15 protein-coding genes are annotated in these 17000 nt (G+C 70.4%); 8 read left to right on the top strand and 7 right to left on the bottom strand.

Annotation, left to right across the window (positions count from 1 at the left end):
• On the bottom strand, positions 1-546 hold a 546-nt coding region (locus DJ75_RS19165), incomplete at its 3' end, for an FAD-dependent oxidoreductase (RefSeq protein WP_254921983.1).
• Between the two features lie 269 nt (positions 547-815).
• Between DJ75_RS19165 and DJ75_RS12665 the strand changes: the two genes are divergently transcribed.
• Complete coding sequence (locus tag DJ75_RS12665) at positions 816-1847, top strand: glutathione S-transferase family protein (RefSeq protein ID WP_094524816.1); 1032 nt, start codon at positions 816-818, stop codon at positions 1845-1847.
• 123 nt (positions 1848-1970) lie between these two features.
• Here DJ75_RS12665 and DJ75_RS12660 read toward each other — a convergent pair whose 3' ends face one another.
• The gene (locus DJ75_RS12660) at positions 1971-3104 is read right to left on the bottom strand and encodes an ABC transporter ATP-binding protein (protein ID WP_094524815.1); all 1134 of its coding nucleotides are present in this window, start codon (positions 3102-3104) and stop codon (positions 1971-1973) included.
• 209 nt (positions 3105-3313) lie between these two features.
• Between DJ75_RS12660 and DJ75_RS12655 the strand changes: the two genes are divergently transcribed.
• The 6 genes from DJ75_RS12655 (at position 3314) to DJ75_RS12630 (ending at position 11009) form a co-directional block, all read left to right on the top strand.
• Positions 3314-4624 carry an extracellular solute-binding protein gene (locus DJ75_RS12655; RefSeq protein WP_170938275.1) on the top strand — a complete coding sequence of 437 codons (1311 nt, stop codon included), beginning with the start codon at positions 3314-3316 and terminating at the stop codon, positions 4622-4624.
• A 21-nt stretch (positions 4625-4645) separates the two neighbouring features.
• Entirely contained in the window at positions 4646-5641 is a 996-nt protein-coding gene (locus DJ75_RS12650) for a carbohydrate ABC transporter permease (protein ID WP_094524814.1), read from the top strand.
• Positions 5638-6705, top strand: coding sequence for a sugar ABC transporter permease (locus tag DJ75_RS12645; RefSeq protein WP_094524813.1), 1068 nt, complete (start codon positions 5638-5640; stop codon positions 6703-6705). The genes DJ75_RS12650 and DJ75_RS12645 overlap by 4 nt, the downstream gene beginning before the upstream one ends.
• A 287-nt stretch (positions 6706-6992) precedes the next feature.
• Positions 6993-9299 carry a DNA mismatch repair endonuclease MutL gene (gene mutL, locus DJ75_RS12640; RefSeq protein WP_094524812.1) on the top strand — a complete coding sequence of 769 codons (2307 nt, stop codon included), beginning with the start codon at positions 6993-6995 and terminating at the stop codon, positions 9297-9299.
• 76 nt (positions 9300-9375) lie between these two features.
• A complete protein-coding gene (locus DJ75_RS12635; RefSeq protein ID WP_094524811.1) occupies positions 9376-10536 on the top strand; it encodes a 3-ketoacyl-CoA thiolase in 1161 nt (386 codons plus the stop codon).
• A complete protein-coding gene (locus DJ75_RS12630; RefSeq protein ID WP_094524810.1) occupies positions 10533-11009 on the top strand; it encodes a hypothetical protein in 477 nt (158 codons plus the stop codon). Before DJ75_RS12635 ends, DJ75_RS12630 begins: the two co-directional genes overlap by 4 nt.
• A 27-nt stretch (positions 11010-11036) precedes the next feature.
• On the opposite strand, the gene DJ75_RS12625 is transcribed toward DJ75_RS12630, so the two are convergent.
• From DJ75_RS12625 to DJ75_RS12610, 4 genes are all read right to left on the bottom strand, one after another.
• A complete protein-coding gene (locus tag DJ75_RS12625) occupies positions 11037-11615 on the bottom strand; it encodes a putative phosphothreonine lyase domain-containg protein (RefSeq protein ID WP_094524809.1) in 579 nt (192 codons plus the stop codon).
• A 72-nt stretch (positions 11616-11687) separates the two neighbouring features.
• Positions 11688-12509 carry a metallophosphoesterase gene (locus DJ75_RS12620; RefSeq protein WP_094524808.1) on the bottom strand — a complete coding sequence of 274 codons (822 nt, stop codon included), beginning with the start codon at positions 12507-12509 and terminating at the stop codon, positions 11688-11690.
• Positions 12509-14191 carry a hypothetical protein gene (locus DJ75_RS12615; RefSeq protein ID WP_094524807.1) on the bottom strand — a complete coding sequence of 561 codons (1683 nt, stop codon included), beginning with the start codon at positions 14189-14191 and terminating at the stop codon, positions 12509-12511. The genes DJ75_RS12620 and DJ75_RS12615 overlap by 1 nt, the downstream gene beginning before the upstream one ends.
• Positions 14188-15462: a Single-stranded DNA binding protein gene (locus DJ75_RS12610; RefSeq protein ID WP_094524806.1), complete on the bottom strand. Its 1275-nt coding sequence runs from the start codon at positions 15460-15462 to the stop codon at positions 14188-14190. Before DJ75_RS12610 ends, DJ75_RS12615 begins: the two co-directional genes overlap by 4 nt.
• A gap of 155 nt (positions 15463-15617) precedes the next feature.
• Between DJ75_RS12610 and DJ75_RS12605 the strand changes: the two genes are divergently transcribed.
• Positions 15618-15938: a hypothetical protein gene (locus tag DJ75_RS12605; RefSeq protein ID WP_094524805.1), complete on the top strand. Its 321-nt coding sequence runs from the start codon at positions 15618-15620 to the stop codon at positions 15936-15938.
• Between the two features lie 27 nt (positions 15939-15965).
• On the opposite strand, the gene DJ75_RS12600 is transcribed toward DJ75_RS12605, so the two are convergent.
• Positions 15966-16994, bottom strand: a complete 1029-nt coding sequence (locus DJ75_RS12600; RefSeq protein WP_094524804.1) for a glycosyltransferase family 4 protein — start codon at positions 16992-16994, stop codon at positions 15966-15968.
• Positions 16995-17000: the final 6 nt, after the last annotated feature.

Genomic DNA, 17000 nt, shown 5'->3' with positions numbered 1-17000 from the left:
CCCGTCGCCGGTCACCGAGACGGCCGTCTCGGTCTCGATCGTGACCCCCTCGCGACGCGCCCGCCGCCCCGTCGCTTCGACGTAGCTCGCGGGGTCGCACCACCCCGCGCCCTCGGCGACCGCGGCGACCGCGAGGTCGTCGGCCGCGATCGGGAACCGGTCGGCGAGTGCGCTCGGTGTCACGAGCGAGACGTCGCGCCCGTGCGAGCGCATCCGCTCGACCATCGCGGGGACGGCGTCGGCGTCCGGGTCGCCCTCGCGGACCGCGATCACGTACGGGCACGGCGCGAACGAGAAGCCGGGGAGCGACCGGTCGAACGCCCGGAACCGCTCCATCGCGCGGGCGGCCAGCGCGGCGTCGACGTCCTCCGCGTACGCGTCGTACAACACGCCGGCGGCCCGGCCGGAGCTCTCGGCGCCGAGCGAGCCGCGTTCGTAGAGGGTCACGTCGACGCCGCGGGCCGCGAGGTCGGCGGCCGCGGTGACGCCGACGGCGCCCCCGCCGACGACCGCGACGGTCGGCGCCGCCTCGTTTCGTTCGGACATACGTCAGGAGACCGCGGGCCCGACCGAAAAGCCACCGGCGCGGGCGGCGGCGGCTACTTATAAGCAACCCCGCGGCCAGTCGGCGCGCCTCCGAGCGCCCGACGGGAGCGAGCCGTCGCAACGGGGTCGGGGATAGCCGTCGCGCCGATGTCGTTCGTCTATCAGCGAGCGACAGACCGACCGTCACCCCGATCCGATTCCACACGTCGCACGGCCGGTGACACGCGTGTCCCCGCCCACGTTATGCACGTCGAGCCCGTAATTCAGATATGAATCAACTCGTCGACGGCGAGTGGCGAACGGACACGTACGAAGCGACGGACGAGGACGGCTCGTTCCAGCGCGGCGAGACGACGTTCCGGAACTGGATCGCCGGCAGCGACGTGCCCGACCACGTCGACGCCGAACCGGACGAGCGGTTCCAGCCGGAGGCGGGGCGGTACCACCTGTACGTCTCCTACGCCTGTCCGTGGGCGCACCGCGCCCTGCTCGCGCGGTCGCTGCTCGGCTTAGAGGACGCCATCGGCGTCTCGGTCGTGGACCCGTACCGCGACGAGGGCGGCTGGCAGTTCACCCCGGAGAAGGCGGGCTGTACGCCCGACCGCCTCCACGACAGCGACTACCTCCGGGAGCTGTACGTCGAGGCCGACCCCGACGCCACCTGTCGGGTGACCGTCCCCGTGCTGTGGGACACCGAGACGGAGACGATCGTCAACAACGAGTCACGGGAGATCCTCCGCATGCTCTCGACCGCGTTCGACGACCTCGGAAACGACGTCTCGCTGCTGCCCGACGCCGACGACGAGGCGACCGTCGCGGACGTCGACGAGGTCATCACCGAGATCTACGAGCCGGTCAACAACGGCGTCTACCGCGCCGGGTTCGCCACGTCCCAGGCGGCGTACGACGAGGCGATCGACGAGCTGTTCGGCGCGCTCGACCGCTGGAACGACCACCTGTCCGACCGGCGCTATCTCGTCGGCGACTCGCTCACCGAGGCCGACATCTGCATGTTCACGACGCTGGTCCGCTTCGATCAGGTGTACCACACGCACTTCATGTGCAACCGGAAGTTCGTTCACCAGTACGAGCACCTCTGGCCGTACCTCCGCGACCTCTACCAGACCGCGGGCGTCGCCGAGACGGTGAACATGGACCACATCAAGGAGCACTACTACACGACCCATCCGGACGTGACGCCCTCCGGGATCATCGCGCGCGGGCCGGACCTCGACTTCGAGGCCGACCACGACCGCGACGCGCTCGGCGGGAAGGCGCCGACGCCGACCGCCGACGACTGAGTCGACCGACCGAACGGCAACGCCGGCTGCGTATCGCTCCGCGGCGTCGCGCGGTTCCTCCGCCCTCGCGGCCGTGGTCGTCGGATCGGTCCGGCCCGACACGGCCGCGTACGAAGAACCGCCTCAGGCGACCGCGGCCTCGACTTCCTCGTCCGTGAGGAACACGTCTTCGCCCGTCTCGGCGTCGAACAGGTGGACGTGTTCCTCCTCGAAGACGACTCCGACCTCGTCTCCGGCCTCCGGCTTGACGTTCGCCGGCGCGCGAGCGAGGAAGTCGTCGTTGACGGAGAGGTGGACGTAGTTATCGGAGCCGATCGGCTCGACGACCTCGACGGTCGCGGTGAGCGTCTCGTCGCCGGTGGGTTCCTCGACGATCCCGATGTTCTCGGGACGGATTCCGAGCGTGTACGGACCGCCTTCGAGCTCGTGGCCCGCCACGTACTCGCGGCTGAGCGCGAGCGCGAGCCCGGAGTCGCCGTCGCGGATCGTCGCCGTCGTCCCGTCGGTGTCGACGTCGACGTCGATGAAGTTCATCGACGGCGAACCGATGAAGCCGGCGACGAACTCGTTGACCGGGTTCTCGTACACCTCGGTGGGCTCGCCCACCTGCTGGAGCTTCCCGTCGTTCAGGATCGCGAGGCGGTCGCCCATCGTCATCGCCTCCTCTTGGTCGTGGGTGACGTACATCGCCGTGACGCCGAACTCCTTCTGGAGCTTCTGGATCTCCGCGCGCATCTCGGTGCGGAGCTTCGCGTCGAGGTTCGAGAGTGGCTCGTCGAACAGGAACACTTCGGGCTCGCGGGCGATGGCGCGACCGAGGGCGACGCGCTGCTTCTGCCCGCCGGAGAGCTCGTCCGGCTTGTCGTCGAGCAGGTCCGCGATCCCCATCATCTCGGCCATCTCGGTCACGCGCTCGTGCCGTTCCTCAACCGTCATGTCGGTGCTCATTTTGAGCCCGAACGCCATGTTCTCCATCACCGTCTTGTGGGGATACAGGGCGTAGTTCTGGAACACCATCGCGACGGGTCGGTCCGTCGCGTGGATCTCCGTGACGTCCTCGTCGTCGAAGTTGACGGTCCCCGACGTGGGCTCCTCCAGTCCCGCGACCATCCGCAGCGTGGTGGTCTTCCCGCAGCCCGACGGCCCGACGACGGTCACGAACTCGCCGTCGTCGATCTCCAGGTCGAGGTCGTCGACGGCGACGATGGTCCCCCGATCGAACTCCTTCCGGAGCGTGTCGAGCGTTACTCTTGCCATTTACTGGCAAAGGGCGCTTCCCGCATATTAGTTCTTCGCTGTTTTCTTGATATGTGAGGAACAATCTCATCTCAAATGTGTGACCGAGGCGCGCCTGACGGCCGAGCCGCGGATCGCCGGAGAGAACGGTGCGAGGAGGCCACGGCATCGACCCCCCGATCCCAAAAACTAAATGTATGAATATGTAATTCATCGTTTGTTGTAGTCACATGAACGAGAAACGCAGGACGCTACTCAAGACGATGGGGGGAAGTACCGCGCTCGCGGCGCTCGCGGGCTGTATCAGCACGGACAGCGGCGACGGCGGAAGCGGCGACGGGTCCGACGGGTCGGACGGATCCGACGGGAGCGACGGCGGAAGCGACGACGGCTCCGACGGGTCGGACGACCAGAACACCGGCACCGCGGCGCTGTGGACCGACCTCTCCGACGGCGAGGACGAGGCGATGTCCGGGTACGTCGATGACTTCGAGTCGGAGACGGGCCACACGATCAACAGGGAGGCGCCCGGCGGCGAGCTCGACCAGCAGCTCGAGACCGCGATCCCGTCCGGAAACGGACCCGACTCGTGGATCTGGGCGCACGACTGGATCGGCCGGTTCGCGGTGCGCGAGGAGCCGCCGTTCCTCTACGACGCGAGCGACGACGTCGACGTGTCGCTCGACTCCTACTCCGGGGCCGCACAGCAGGCCGTGCAGTACGACGGCGCCCTCCACGGGCTACCCTTCGCCTCCGAGACGGTCGCGCTGTACTACAACAAGGACATGGTCGACGAGGCGCCGGCGACCGTCGAGGAGATGGTCTCGATCATGGACGAGTTCCACGACCCCGGCAACGGCCAGTACGGGCTCTCGTACCCCGTCGCGAACCCGTACTTCGTGAGCGGCTACGTCCAGGCGTACGGCGGCAACATCTACGACGAGGAGAACCGGGAGGTCACCCTCGACAGCGACGCCTGTAAGGAGGGGATGGACGCCCTCGAGACGCTGTCCGACTACGTCCCGGCGGACCCGGGTTACGAGTCGCAGATCGTCGCGTTCGCTGACGGCGCCGCACCGTTCGCCGTCAACGGCCCGTGGGAGCTCGCGAACCTCCAGAGCGAGATCGATAACCTCGGCGTCGCGCCGCTCCCGGCGGTCGACGGCAACAACCCGCGGTCGTACTCCGGGATCCAGACCATCTACTTCAGCGCCATGTTGGACGACGCCGACCAGTCGACGGTCGACGCGATCACTCGGTTCGCCGAGTGGTACACCACGAACGAGGAGGTCGTCGAGACCAACGCCAAAGAGCAGGGGTACATCCCCGTGCTGAGTTCCGTGATCGAGGGCGGGGACTTCCCGGCCGAAGTCGAGGCGTTCGCCCAGCAGGTCGACCGCGGCGTGCCGACCCCGACCCACCCCGACATGAACAGCGTCTGGACGCCGCTGACCGAGGCCTTGACGCGCGTTTTCAACGGCGACCAGGAGAGCGGCCCCGCGCTCGACCAGGCCGCGTCCGAGATCCGGGAGAACCTGTAGGCACTCTCCCAGCTAGTCATCATGGCTTCCTCACAGACCGGCACCGGCGCGAGCGGGCTCGCACGACTCCGAGCGGCGGTGCCGTTCTCCAACCGCGACTGGGGGCTGCTCCTCGTGATACCCGGCGTTATCCTCTTTTCGAGCTTCATGCTGTATCCGATATTCTACCTCTTTTACATCTCGCTGACCGACGCGACGTTCGCCGGATCGGTGATCGGCGGCGGCGCGGAGCTGATCGGCTTCGACAACTACGTGCGGCTGCTCGGCGACTCGCAGTTCTGGACGTCGATGTCGACCACGTGGCTCTTCGTCGCCGTCTCGCTCGTGGTCAAGGTGTTCGTCGCGGTCGGCATCGCCCTCCTGTTGAACCACGCGCGCGTCGTCGGCAAGCGCTACATGCGCGCGGCGGTGATCGTGCCCCTCGGGTTCCCCGGGATCTTCACGATCACCGTCTGGCGCGGGATGTTCAGCGACGCCCGGTTCGGCGTGTTCAACACGATACTCGGGCGGTACAACGGCGTCATGTCGTCGCTGTCGGCGCCCGAATTCCTCCTGTTCGACGTCCCGATCGGCTTCCTCAGCGGCCGCTGGGAGGCGTTCTTCGCGTACGTCACCACCGAGGTGTGGCTGGCGTACCCGTTCATGGTGATCATCATCGTGAGCGCGCTCCAGGACGTGCCGCGCGAGCTCCACGAGGCGGCGATGGTCGACGGGGCCGGCTTCCTCCAGCGGTTCCGCACCGTGACGCTGCCCGCCATCAGGCGGCCGGTGCTGTTCGCGTCGATCCTCACCGGCGCGACCGCGTTCCAGCAGTTCCTGATCCCGTGGGTGTTCAACCGCGGGGGACCGGCGCGACAGAACGAGCTGATCATCGTCTACGGCTACCGCGAGGCGATCAGCTTCAACGAGTTCGGGCTCTCGGCCGCGATCCTCATCGTCGCGATCGGATTCATCGGCGTCTTCATGTACGCCGCCGTGCGCTACGGCGGCCTCGCCGAGGGGGTGGGTGAGCGATGAGCGCCCTCGCCTCCGTCCTGGCGCTGCTCCGCGCGAAGCTCCTCGGGCTCGCGACCGCTCCGAAGCGGTTCGCCGTGACGGTCCAGCGGGCCGTCTACGACCTCCGGACCGGGAAGCGGACGCCGTGGGACGTCGGGAAGAGCGTCCTGATGACCCTGTTCGGGCTGGCGATGGTGTTAATCCTCCTCTTCCCGCTGTTCTGGATCTTCACCGCGTCGCTCGCGGAAGGGACCCGGCTGTTCAACACCAGCGGGATCTTCCCCGACCCGACGACGTACAACCTCGACGCCTACCGGTGGGTGCTGTTCGAGTCCAACTTCTTCTTCGTCGACGGCGACTGGGGGTACCCGCAGCTCGTCATCGGCGGCGGGAGCGGGCTCGTTCCGCTCGGCTTCCGGTGGGTCGGGACCGACACCGGTCCCGGCGCGGTGTTCAATAGCCTCTATCTGGTCAGCGTGACGATCGCCGCCGGCTTCGGGATGATCGTGCCGGCGGCGTACGCGTTCTCGCGGCGACAGTTCGTCGGCCGGAAGCGGATCCTCTACGGCTACGTACTGTTCACGCAGATCGGCGCGGGCCTCTCGATCGCGACGCTCGTGGCGCTGTACTCGCTGTTCAGTTCGTACGGGCTGACGAACAACCTGTTCGTCCTCGGGCTGTTCTACGCCGCCGGCGCGATCCCGTTCAACACCTGGCTGCTGAAGACGTACATGGACAACATCCCGGTCTCCTACGAGGAGGCGGCGATGGTCGACGGCGCGAGCTTCCTCCAGACGATCCGGGAGGTGATCATCCCGCTGACGAAGCCGGGGCTCGCGGTCGTGCTCATCTTCGTCTGGCTCGCCGGGTGGAACGAGTTCATCATCGCGCAGACGCTGCTCTCGCCGGAGAACTACCCGCTCTCGGTGGAGCTGTACAACCTCGCGACGGAGGGGCGGTTCTCCACGCCGTGGACGCGCTTCGCGGCGTTCGCGAACCTGTTCGCGCTCCCCGTCGCGATCGTCTACTTCGCGGCGCAGCGCTCCGTCGAGGACGGCCTCTCGTTCGGCGGCATGGAGGGGTAAGCGGACCTCGGTCCGTTCCATTCCGTCCTGCGACTTTCTCGTTTCGCGGTTTCTCGCGTTGAACGGTCTCGATTCGGCGATCGGACTGATCTCTGTCACGCCTCCCCGATCTCGTTGCTCACTCCGTTCGCGACTCCCTCGCGCGTGCGATGGCCGGCGCTACGCGCCGGCGACGCCACCGCAGCCCGCTTATAAGCGGTTCCGCCGATCGACGTACCGTCCCTCTCAGAGGCCGCCGTCGCCGACAACGCCTTCAAGTGCGCGCTCGTCCGACCGGAGGGTACGCAATGGAGCCGCCGAACATCGAGCGGTTGGACGAGCGCACCGTCCAGCGCATCGCGGCCGGCGAGGTCGTCGAGCGCCCGGCGAGCGTCGTCAAGGAGCTGATCGAGAACAGCCTCGACGCCGGCGCGAGCCGGGTCGCCGTCTCGGTCGAGGCCGGCGGCACCGAGGGGGTCCGCGTCCGCGACGACGGCGTGGGGATCCCCGAGGACCAACTGGAGGCCGCGGTCGCGGAGCACGCCACCTCGAAGATCGGCGACATCGAGGACCTCGACCGCGGGGTCGGTACCCTCGGCTTCCGCGGCGAGGCGCTGTACACCGTCGGCGCGGTCTCGCGGCTCACCGTCCGGTCGCGTCCTCCGGGCGCCGACGCGGGCGCCGAGGTCACGGTCGAAGGCGGCGATGTCGGCGAGGTGCGCCCGGCGGGCTGTCCCGAGGGGACGACCGTCGAGGTGACGGACCTCTTTTATAACACCCCCGCCCGCAAGAAGTTCCTCAAGCGGACGGCCACCGAGTTCGACCGGGTCAACACGGTCGTCACCGGCTACGCGCTCGCGAACCCCGGCGTCGCCGTCTCGCTGGAGCACGACGGCCGCGAGACGTTCGCCACCGAGGGGAACGGCGACCTCCGGTCGGCCGTGCTGTCCGTGTACGGCCGCGAGGTCGCGGAGGCGATGGTCGACGTGGAGTGGGAGCCGGAGGGCGACGCGGCGGACTCCGCCGCACCCGACGATCCCCCGGTCCGCCGCGTCACCGGCCTCGTCTCCCACCCGGAGACGACGCGCTCGACCCGCGAGTACCTCGCCACCTACGTCAACGACCGGTACGTCACCGCGAGCGCGCTCCGCGAGGCGGTGTTGGAGGCGTACGGCGGGCAGCTCGCGCCCGACCGCTACCCCTTCGCGGTGCTGTTCGTCGAGGTGCCGCCCGGCGACGTCGACGTGAACGTCCACCCGCGCAAGCTGGAGGTCCGGTTCGACGAGGAACCGGCCGTGCGCGCCGCCGTGGAGGCGGCGGTCGAGGGGGCGCTGCTCGACCACGGACTGGTCCGCTCGACCGCGCCGCGGGGGCAGTCGGCGCCGGACCAGACCGAGATCAGCCCCGAGGGCCCGGAGGCCGAGGCCGTCGGCGGCGCCGGGACCGACCACGAGCGCGCGGCGCTCGGCGACCGCGACGGCCGAAGCGGCGATGACCGAAGCGACGACGGCCGAAGCGCTGACGGCGTCGAGAGCGCCGACGCCGCGGCCGGCGCATCCGAGCTGGACCCGACCGACGAGGACGCGTGGGCGGTCGGCGACGTGAGCTCTGACGCCGCCACCGACCCGGACCCGTCCCCGGCCGACCGGCCGTCGCCGCGGAGCTGGCAGTCGACGCCGGACGACGCCGAGGGCGACTCGGGAGACGAGGGCGGAAGCGCGGCCGCGACCGAGACCGACGCGAAAGAGGCGGACGGGCTCGGTCGATTCGACGACTCGGGAGCCGCTGTCACCGACGACGCCGCCACCGGTTCCGCGTCGGACTCCGATGTCGACCCCACGGCCGACCCCGGCACCGACTCCGTCACGGACGGCCCCGCCGCTGCGCCGAACGAGCGACGAGAACCGGCGACGGAGGCGGCGACCGAGCCGCGTCCGACTCCGACCGCCCAGCGGACCCTCGCCGGCGACACCACCGAGGCCGCGGAGCGGACCTTCGACTCGCTCCCGTCGCTTCGGGTGCTCGGGCAGCTCCACGACACCTACGTCGTCGCGGAGGCGCCGGACGGGCTCGTGCTGATCGACCAGCACGCGGCGGACGAGCGGGTGAACTACGAGCGCCTGCGGGAGGCGTTCGCCGACGGCGCCGACGCGCAGGCGCTCGCGGAGCCGGTCCGCGTCGAACTCACCGCGCGGGAGGCGGCGCTGTTCGACGACTTCGCAGAGGACCTCGCGGAGATCGGGTTCCGCGCCGAGCGCGCGGGCGACCGCGAGGTGGTCGTCGAATCGGTCCCGGCCGTCTTCGACGCCGCGCTGGACCCTGACCTCCTCCGGGACGTCCTCTCCGCGTTCGTCGACGACGCGGCCGCGGGCGACGAGCCGGTGACCGACGTCGTCGACGAGCTGCTCGCGGACCTGGCGTGTTACCCCTCCGTGACCGGGAACACCTCGCTGACGGAGGGGCGGGTCGTCGACCTGCTCGACCGGCTCGACGCCTGCGAGAACCCGTACGCCTGCCCCCACGGGCGTCCGGTCGTGATCCGACTCGACCGCGAGGAGATCGGATCGCGGTTCGAGCGCGACTACCCCGGTCACGCCGGCCGGCGCGCGGAGTGACCCGCCCGCGGGACCCCTCACCGCCCCGGCGACCGCAGAGAGGTACGCTTTAGGCGAGCGCCGTGGACGCATCGGTATGAAACGCGTAGCGGTAATCGGCGCGTCGATGACCCAGTTCGGGCAGCGCGACGCTTGGGTGCAGGAGCTGTTGGCCGAGGCGGGCGCGGCCGCGCTCGACGACGCCGGCATCGACGGCGGCGACCTCGATCACCTGTACGTCTCGAACATGGCCAGCGGCGAGTTCGAGGGACAGACCGGCGTCCCGAACGCGCTCGCTCACGACTTGGCGGCCACGGGAGCGTACACCGCTCGGATCGACCAGACCTCCTCCTCGGGGGGCGCGGGCGTGTACGCCGCGTGGCAGTCGGTCGCCTCCGGCGCGAGCGATGTCACGATGCTCGTCGGCGGCGAAAAGATGACCCACCGGACGACCTCGGAGGCGACCGACGTGATCGCGTCGCTCACGCACCCGGTCGAGTACAAACACGGCGTCACGCTCCCCTCGTTCGCGGGGCTCACCGCCCGCCTGTACCTCGACGAGTACGACGCGCCCCGCGAGAGCCTCGGGAAGGTCGCGGTGAAGAATCACCGGAACGGCGTGGACAACCCCCACGCGCAGTTTCAGAAGGAGGTCGACCTCGACACGGTGCTCGGTTCGCCGGTCGTCGCCGACCCCCTCCGACTGTACGACTTCTGTCCGATCACGGACGGCTCCGCGGCGCTCGTGTTCTGTCCCGAGTCCGTCGCCCAGGAGTACGTCCCCGAAGACGAGTACGCGGTGATCTCCGGAATCGGCGGCGCGACCGACACCCACGTCGTCCACGAGCGCGCGGACCCGACGACGATGGGCGGCGTCGTCGACTCCTCGGAGATCGCGTACGAGATGGCCGGCGTCGGACCCGACGACGTCGACGTCGCTGAGCTCCACGACATGTTCACCATCCTCGAGTTCCTCCAGAGCGAGGACCTCGGCTTCTTCGAGAAGGGCGAGGGGTGGAAGGCGGTCGAGGAGGGCGTCACCGACCGCGACGGTGACCTCCCGATCAACACCTCCGGCGGGCTCAAATCGAAGGGCCACCCGCTCGGGGCCAGCGGCGTCGCACAGGTGTACGAGATATATCAGCAGGTCACCGGGAACGCCGGTCCGCGGCAGGTCGAGGCCGACACGGGGCTCGCCTGCAACGTCGGCGGGTTCGGGAACTGCGTGACCACCGCGATCCTGGAGGGAGGCCGATGAGCGACCACGAGACAAGCGACACCGACGACGCGACCGGTAGCGACGGGAAACGGGGCGCCGAACCGACCTTCGAGGCGGCGGAGTACGCGGACGGAACGGTCACGTATCCGCCCCACACCGTGAGCCCGAACGGCGCCGAGCGCGTCGGGACGGTCGACCTCCGCGAGTACGAGGCCCGGATCGTCACGTGGACGATGTCGACGGCGACTCCGCCGGGCGTCCGCGAGCCGAACACCCTCGCGATCGTCGAGTTCGACATGGGCGACGAGTACGACGGCCCGGTGGTGCGCGCGCTCGGGCAGGTGGCCGAGCGCGGGGGCGCGGACGACGCCGGTGAGCCGGGCGACGTCGAGGTCGACATCGGCGACCGCGTCGAACCCGTCTACGCCGACGACCTCAGGGAGCCGGGCGCGGGGATCCGCGAGCCGGCGAGCCAGGACTGGGACGGCTTCCGGTTCCGACCGGTCGAGTGATCCGTCGCTCCGTCTCGTAACGGCGTTTCAGGCCCGGAACCGCGACGCCTCCGAGTCGGTGAGTCCGCCGAGGCGCGCCTCGTGGGCCCCGTCGAGCGTGTACACGTCGGGGCGGTACCGGATCTCCTCGGTCACCCCGTGGGCCTCCCCGAGCCGTCGGCGGACGCGGTCGACGTCCTCCCGGTCGAAGTAGTTCGGAGTGAACACGAGCACGGCGTGGTCCGCCTCGCCGAAGGCCTCGCGGCCCGCCCGCGTCGTGACCTTCGCGTCCCAGAACCGCTCGGCCGCGACGTCGTCGACCACCGCCTCCCAGAGGTCGTCGACCGTCTCCGCCGGTCGCTCGACGAGCCACTTCCCGCTCAGATAGGTCGTTTCGAGCGCGAGTCGGTCGGCGTCGGCGACGGTCTCACCGTCTGCCGGGAGCGTCGTCCGCCCTCCATCGTCGACCGACGGCAGGTCCGCCTCCGTCGTCGCCGCGGGCCGCGTCACGCCGTGTCTCGGGAAGTAGCCGTCGCGGGCGTTCCGCGGGAACCCCGTCACGTGCTTGACCCGGAGCCAGTGCCACCCCGCCTCGTCGATCTCGGTCGGCGCGCGATCGGTGACCATGTCCCTGCTTCCGTGCCCCGAGAGAAAACGCTCCCGCCGAGAGAGACCGGGCCGCCCGAGCGGCCGCCGTCCTCAGAGACGCCGGAAGTCGCCGAGCCGCGTCCCGTTCAGGAGGTACGCGTCGCCGGCCGGCAGCGCGTCCGGGAGGAACGGCGCGAGGAACGACTGCCCGTCGACGTTGACCCACGTCCCGCCGGAGCGCTCGTTGAACGCCGGGAAGACGATGAGCTCGGGCGGGTCTTCGGGAGCGGCCGCCGCCGATTCGTCGTCTCCGACGAACGCGGCCGGATCGAGCCGGCCACGGAGCCAGGCGCGTTCGACGCGAGAGCCGCCGACGGAGTCCTCCAGCCGCACTTGCGGGTGTTCGTGGCCCATGCACACCACGTCGGCGTCGAGCAGCGCCGGGTCGGGCCAGGTGTGGCCGTGGAGGACGGCGACGCCGCCGGTCCGGCGTCGCCTCGCTTCGTCGCCGCCGTCGCCGACCCCGCCGAGAAGCCCGCCGCCGGCACCGATCACGTCGAGGTCGTCGGCGAACGCCTCCGCGACCCCCGCGTCGTGGTTCCCCTCGACGAGCGTCATCGGGACCCTGTCGGTCACCGCTCGGATCAGGGTCTCCAGCTCCTCGCGCTCCTCGCCCTCCGGCGCCGCGATGCGGTGCGCGAGGTCGCCGAGGACGACGAGCCGGTCGGCGTCGGTCTCCGCGAGGAGGTCAGAGAGGCGCTCCCGGCGCTCGTCGGCTCGGTCGTCGAGCTCGACGCCGCGCTCGTAACGGAGGCCGACCTCGATGCCGGCGTGGACGTCGGCGACGAGCAGCGCGCGCTCGCCGCCGAGGTCGGCCACCGCGGCGGGCTCGCCGACGACCGGCTCGACGCCAGGCGACGCGCCCCGCGCCATCAGATCGGCTTGAGCACGCCGTCGCCGGGCTCGTAGCACTTCCCGCTCATCAGCGCGTCCTGGATCGCGTCCTCGACCGCGTCCGCGGCGACGCCGTGTCCGTCGACCACGCGGTCGACGACCGCCTCGCGGTCGGCACCGTCGCCGTCGTCGAGCGCGCCCATGGCATCGATGACGGCGTCCTCCAGGTCGACGTCCTCGCCGCCGTCGTCCGATCCATCGTCCGATCCGTCGGCCGCGTCCGTCTCGTCGCCTCCGGCCGCCCCACCGGTCGCGTCGTCATCCGCCTCCGCTTCGACGGGGTCGGCGTCGAGGTCGGCCGCCGCGGCGTCTTCCGGCGTCTCCTGTAGCTCCTCTGGGTCCGGCACGTCGATGTCGGCCTCCCCGGGCTCGTCGACCTCGGAGCCGGTCGCGAAGTCGGTGCCGAACTCGGACTCGATCTCCTCGCGCTCCGTCTCGTCGAGCTCGTACATCTCGTCGCCCGCGGCGCCGACGTCGTCCGAGCCCGCCGGGGCCTCCGCGTCGTCGGCCCCCTCGTCGACGTCGATGGGCTCCTCGGCGTCGATGTCGGCCTCGCCGGCGTCGATGTCGGACTCCCCGTCGCCGGTCTCGAAGTCGCCGAGTCCGCCCTCTCCGACGTCGGAGGCGGCGGACGCCGCGGTGTCGTCGCTCGCGTCGGTCTCGTCGACATCCGCCGTGCCGCTCTCGGCCGATGTGGTCGCGTCGCTTTCCGTGGAGGTGGTCGCGTCGCTCTCGGCGGGGGTGGTCGCAACCGTCTCGCTCTCCGAGACATCGGTCGCGCCGACCTCCTCGACCGAGTCGGCCTCGTCGCCGGCGTCGGCCGCGGTCCCGGTCGCGTCGACCGGCGCCGCCCCGGCCTCAGCGGTCGCTTCGGCCTCGACGCCCGCCTCGTCGGCTTCCGACGGCGCCGCGGCCCCGGTCGGGGCCTCGATCGTCACGTCGGTCTCCGGGAGCGCGCCGATGTCGCTCTCGCCGCCGGCGTCCGGGGCGAGGTCGAGCGTCCGGACCTCGTCGCGGTCGCCGGCGATCAGCTCCAGCGCGTCGACGGCGAGGCGCCGGACCGCCTCGACGTACGCCGTCGAGGTGTCGTAGTGGTCGATCGCCTTCGGGATCCCCGCCGCGAGCGACGCGGGCGCGCCGCCCGATTCGAGGGCCGCGCGGAGCTCGTCGCCGCGGAGGTCGGCGTCGAGGGCCTCGGCGAAGACGGCGAGGCGGTCCAGCGTCGCCTCCGCGGCGGAGACGACCCAGCGGTCGCGGGTGTCCCCGTCGACCTCGTTCAGGCTCTCGGGCCGGACGGAGGTGAACACGCGGTCGGAGTCCTCCGGCTCGAAGGTGCGCGCCTTCCCCGTGAGCGCGACGAACGACGGCGGGTCGGCGCGCTCTAAGAACGCCTGCGCCTCTGGCTGGTACTGGCCGGCGTAGGTGACGAAGGCGCCGGAGGGGTCGACGACGCGCCCGCGGCGCGTCTCGTCGTTCACGCGCTCGACTTCGGTGAGCACGCCGGCGACGAACAGGCGGTTCACGCGCTCTCCCGTCGGCGTGACCACGTAGTTCGGGGCGCGCTCCTCGTCGCTCTCGGAGTAGGAGAGGGAGGCGTCGTCGAACTCGGCGGCGAACGCCCGGCGGGCGACCTCGCGGGCGCCCGGCCCGTCGTCGCTCATTCGGCCACCTCCGCGAGCGCGGCTCGGGCGTGCTCGGCCGGGTCGTCGTCCGCGAGTTCGAACTCGACCGCGTCGAGGTTGGCGCCGTAGTCGTCGACCGAGAGGTTGCCGCGGACGCGGTAGGCGCGCCCGACGAGCGAGTCGGCGATCTCCTCGGCGACGACCTCCTTGTCCATCGCCTCTTTCGCGGCGTCGAGGGCGTCGTCGAGGCCGCCGCCGTACACTTCCGCGGTGAGCTCGTCGTCGAGCACGACGGTGACGGTGTCGGTGCCGTCGTCGAGGATTGCCTTCACGCGCAGGTCGTCCTCGCCGTCCACGTCGCCGTGGCTCCGGCACTGACCGTTCTGGACCACGCGGCCGCACTCCGGGCAGCGCTCGATGAGCCCGGAACCGTCGCGGATCTCCAAGACGTTCCCGACGACTTCGACGTCGAACATCCCGCCCGAGTCGACCGCCTCGCCGACCGAGAGGCGGGGGGCGTCCTCGGCGACCTCGACCGGGTCGGGAAGCGGCGTCACCGTCGAGAACTCCGTGAGGTTGAGCGAGGGGACGCCGCGGAACTCGCGGACGTACACGTCCTCGATCCGGAGGTCGGCGCCCGGCTCCATCTCGGGCCGCGGCTGCCAGTCGGTGAAGGGGAGCCTCGCGGTCGCGTCGCCGACGACGCCCTCGAGGATATCGGTCTCGCCGTCGCGCCCGGAGATCGTCTTCTCGTCGACCTCCAGCACGCGGACCTCGACGTTGCGCCCGCGGTCGCCCGCGCTGATGTCGACGAGGTTCCGGTCGCCGCCGACCTCGCGGTCGACATCGACCGGCTCGTCCGCGATGGCGACGGTGGTGGAGTCGTTGAGGTTGAGCTCCGGCTCGCCCTCCCACTCCCGGACGCCGGCGTTGCCGATCGTCAGCGAGTCGCCGGGCTCGAACCCGAAGTCCTGCCAGGCGGTGTAGGAGATGACGCCCGTCTCGTCGGCGACCTCGCCCTCGCGGATCGTGAGGTCGTCGCCCTGGTACCGGATCGTTCGGGTCCCCTGCGTGAGCACCTTGACGGTGACCGTCACGCCGTCGTTGTCGGTGGTGATCTCGCCCACGTCGACCGCGTCCGGCGTCGGCGTCGAACCCCCGCCGCCGCCGCCGTGTTTTCGCCGGACGCTCTGTTTCGCCTCGTCGATCGGGACGCTGTACTCCAGCAGGTTCTCCAGGTCGGCTTTGACCTCCTCTTTGTCGACGCCGAGGTCGGAGGCGAGCTCCTCGGCATGGCTGTTGACGTCCATCGAAGTCGACTTCGACGCGACCGCACAAAAGGATTCACCACCCGGGAACGGTCGGGGGGCGCGGGGCGACACGGTCGGTCCGCTCGAAGTGTCCCCGGCGACGGGCGGGCGCTCGCGCCGGTACTGCTAAACCGTCCCCGTTCGCAACGTGAGACATGGACGAGATAGACGTCGACGCGCGCGTCACGGGGGAACGAACCGTCATCGACGTGACCGGGACCCGCGACGTCGCGGTCGTCGTCCGCTCCGACGGCGGCGAGCGGATCTACCTCCCACCCGAGAGCTTCGACGAGCCCGTGTCGGGGTCGCCGTACACCTCGCCGTATCAGGGTGCGAGCGGAGTCGACGGCGAGGAGAGCCCGTACGGCGGCACTTCCGGCAGCACCCGCGGCGTGGTCGAGACGGCCGAGGGGTTCCGTATCAGCCACCCCGAGCCGGCGACCGAGTTCGACGTGTACCGCCGCGACGAGGAGTAGGCCGGATCGAGAGGGTCGGACCGCGCTCTACGCCACGTCCTCGTACACCGCCAGCGTGTCCTCCGCCACGTCCAGCCACTCCCGACGCTCGTACTGCGGCGGCTCCTCGCGGTCGAGCGCCTCGATGAGGCCGTCGACGATCGACTCCGAGTCCGTCTCGACCTCCACGAGACAGCCGTCGGGGAGCACCTCGGCGACGCCCGAGGGCGTCGCGACGACCTGCGTCCCCGCCTCCAGCGCCTCCGTGATCGTGATCCCGAACGGCTCCGCGTACGAGGGGGAGACGAACGCGTCCGAGGCGGCGTAGTAGTCGCCCAGTTCCGCCTCGGGGACGTAGCCGACGAACTCGACGCGGTCCTCGATACCGAGGAGCTCAGCGAAGCGCTTCAGCTGCTCCGTCTGGTGGCCCGACCCGCCGACGACGAGGGTGACGTCGCGCCCGCGGAGCTTCTTCATCGCGTACAGCAGGTGGGAGATCCCCTTCTGGTCGGTGTGTCTGCCGACGAAGAACAGCATCTCGCCGTCGATATCGAGGTCCTCACGGACGTCCTTGCCCGAGAACTTCGGCGTCGAGAAGCCGTTGTACACGACGCGGGAGTCGGCGTCGTACAGCTCTTTGATGTCCCCGCGGACGATCTCGCTGACGGCGATGTTCGTGTCGGCGGCGTTCGCGAGCCGGCGCTCGGTCTCGACCTCGCGCGTGGGGGGGTCGATGTTGCGGTCGCTCGCCAGCGAGTGGAACGACGAGACCCACGTCGCGTCCGACGCGCGGGCGGCCTGCCGCCCCGGCGCGTAGCCGAACCAGTCGTGCGTGTGGATCACGTCGTGGTCGGGCGCCAGCTCGGCGAACCGGTCGCTGAGGCGCTCGATGCGGGCGGCGATGTCTCCGTCGCCCGTCTCCACGGGTTCGAGGCCCGGCTCGTCGTCCGGCGCGAACTCGGCGGGCAACACGAGAGTGGCCTCCACCCCGAGGTCGTCGCGGAGCCCGGAGAACAGTTCGCCGACGTGGACGTCGAGCCCGCCGGTGATGTTCGGCGGGTACCCCCATCCCAGCATGAGTAC

It is taken from the genome of Halorubrum sp. Eb13 (assembly GCF_002252895.1).
In the GTDB taxonomy this organism is placed as follows: domain Archaea; phylum Halobacteriota; class Halobacteria; order Halobacteriales; family Haloferacaceae; genus Halorubrum.
The sequence above is the reverse complement of the archived record's forward strand: the minus strand, read 5'-3'. Positions and strand labels throughout refer to the sequence as shown.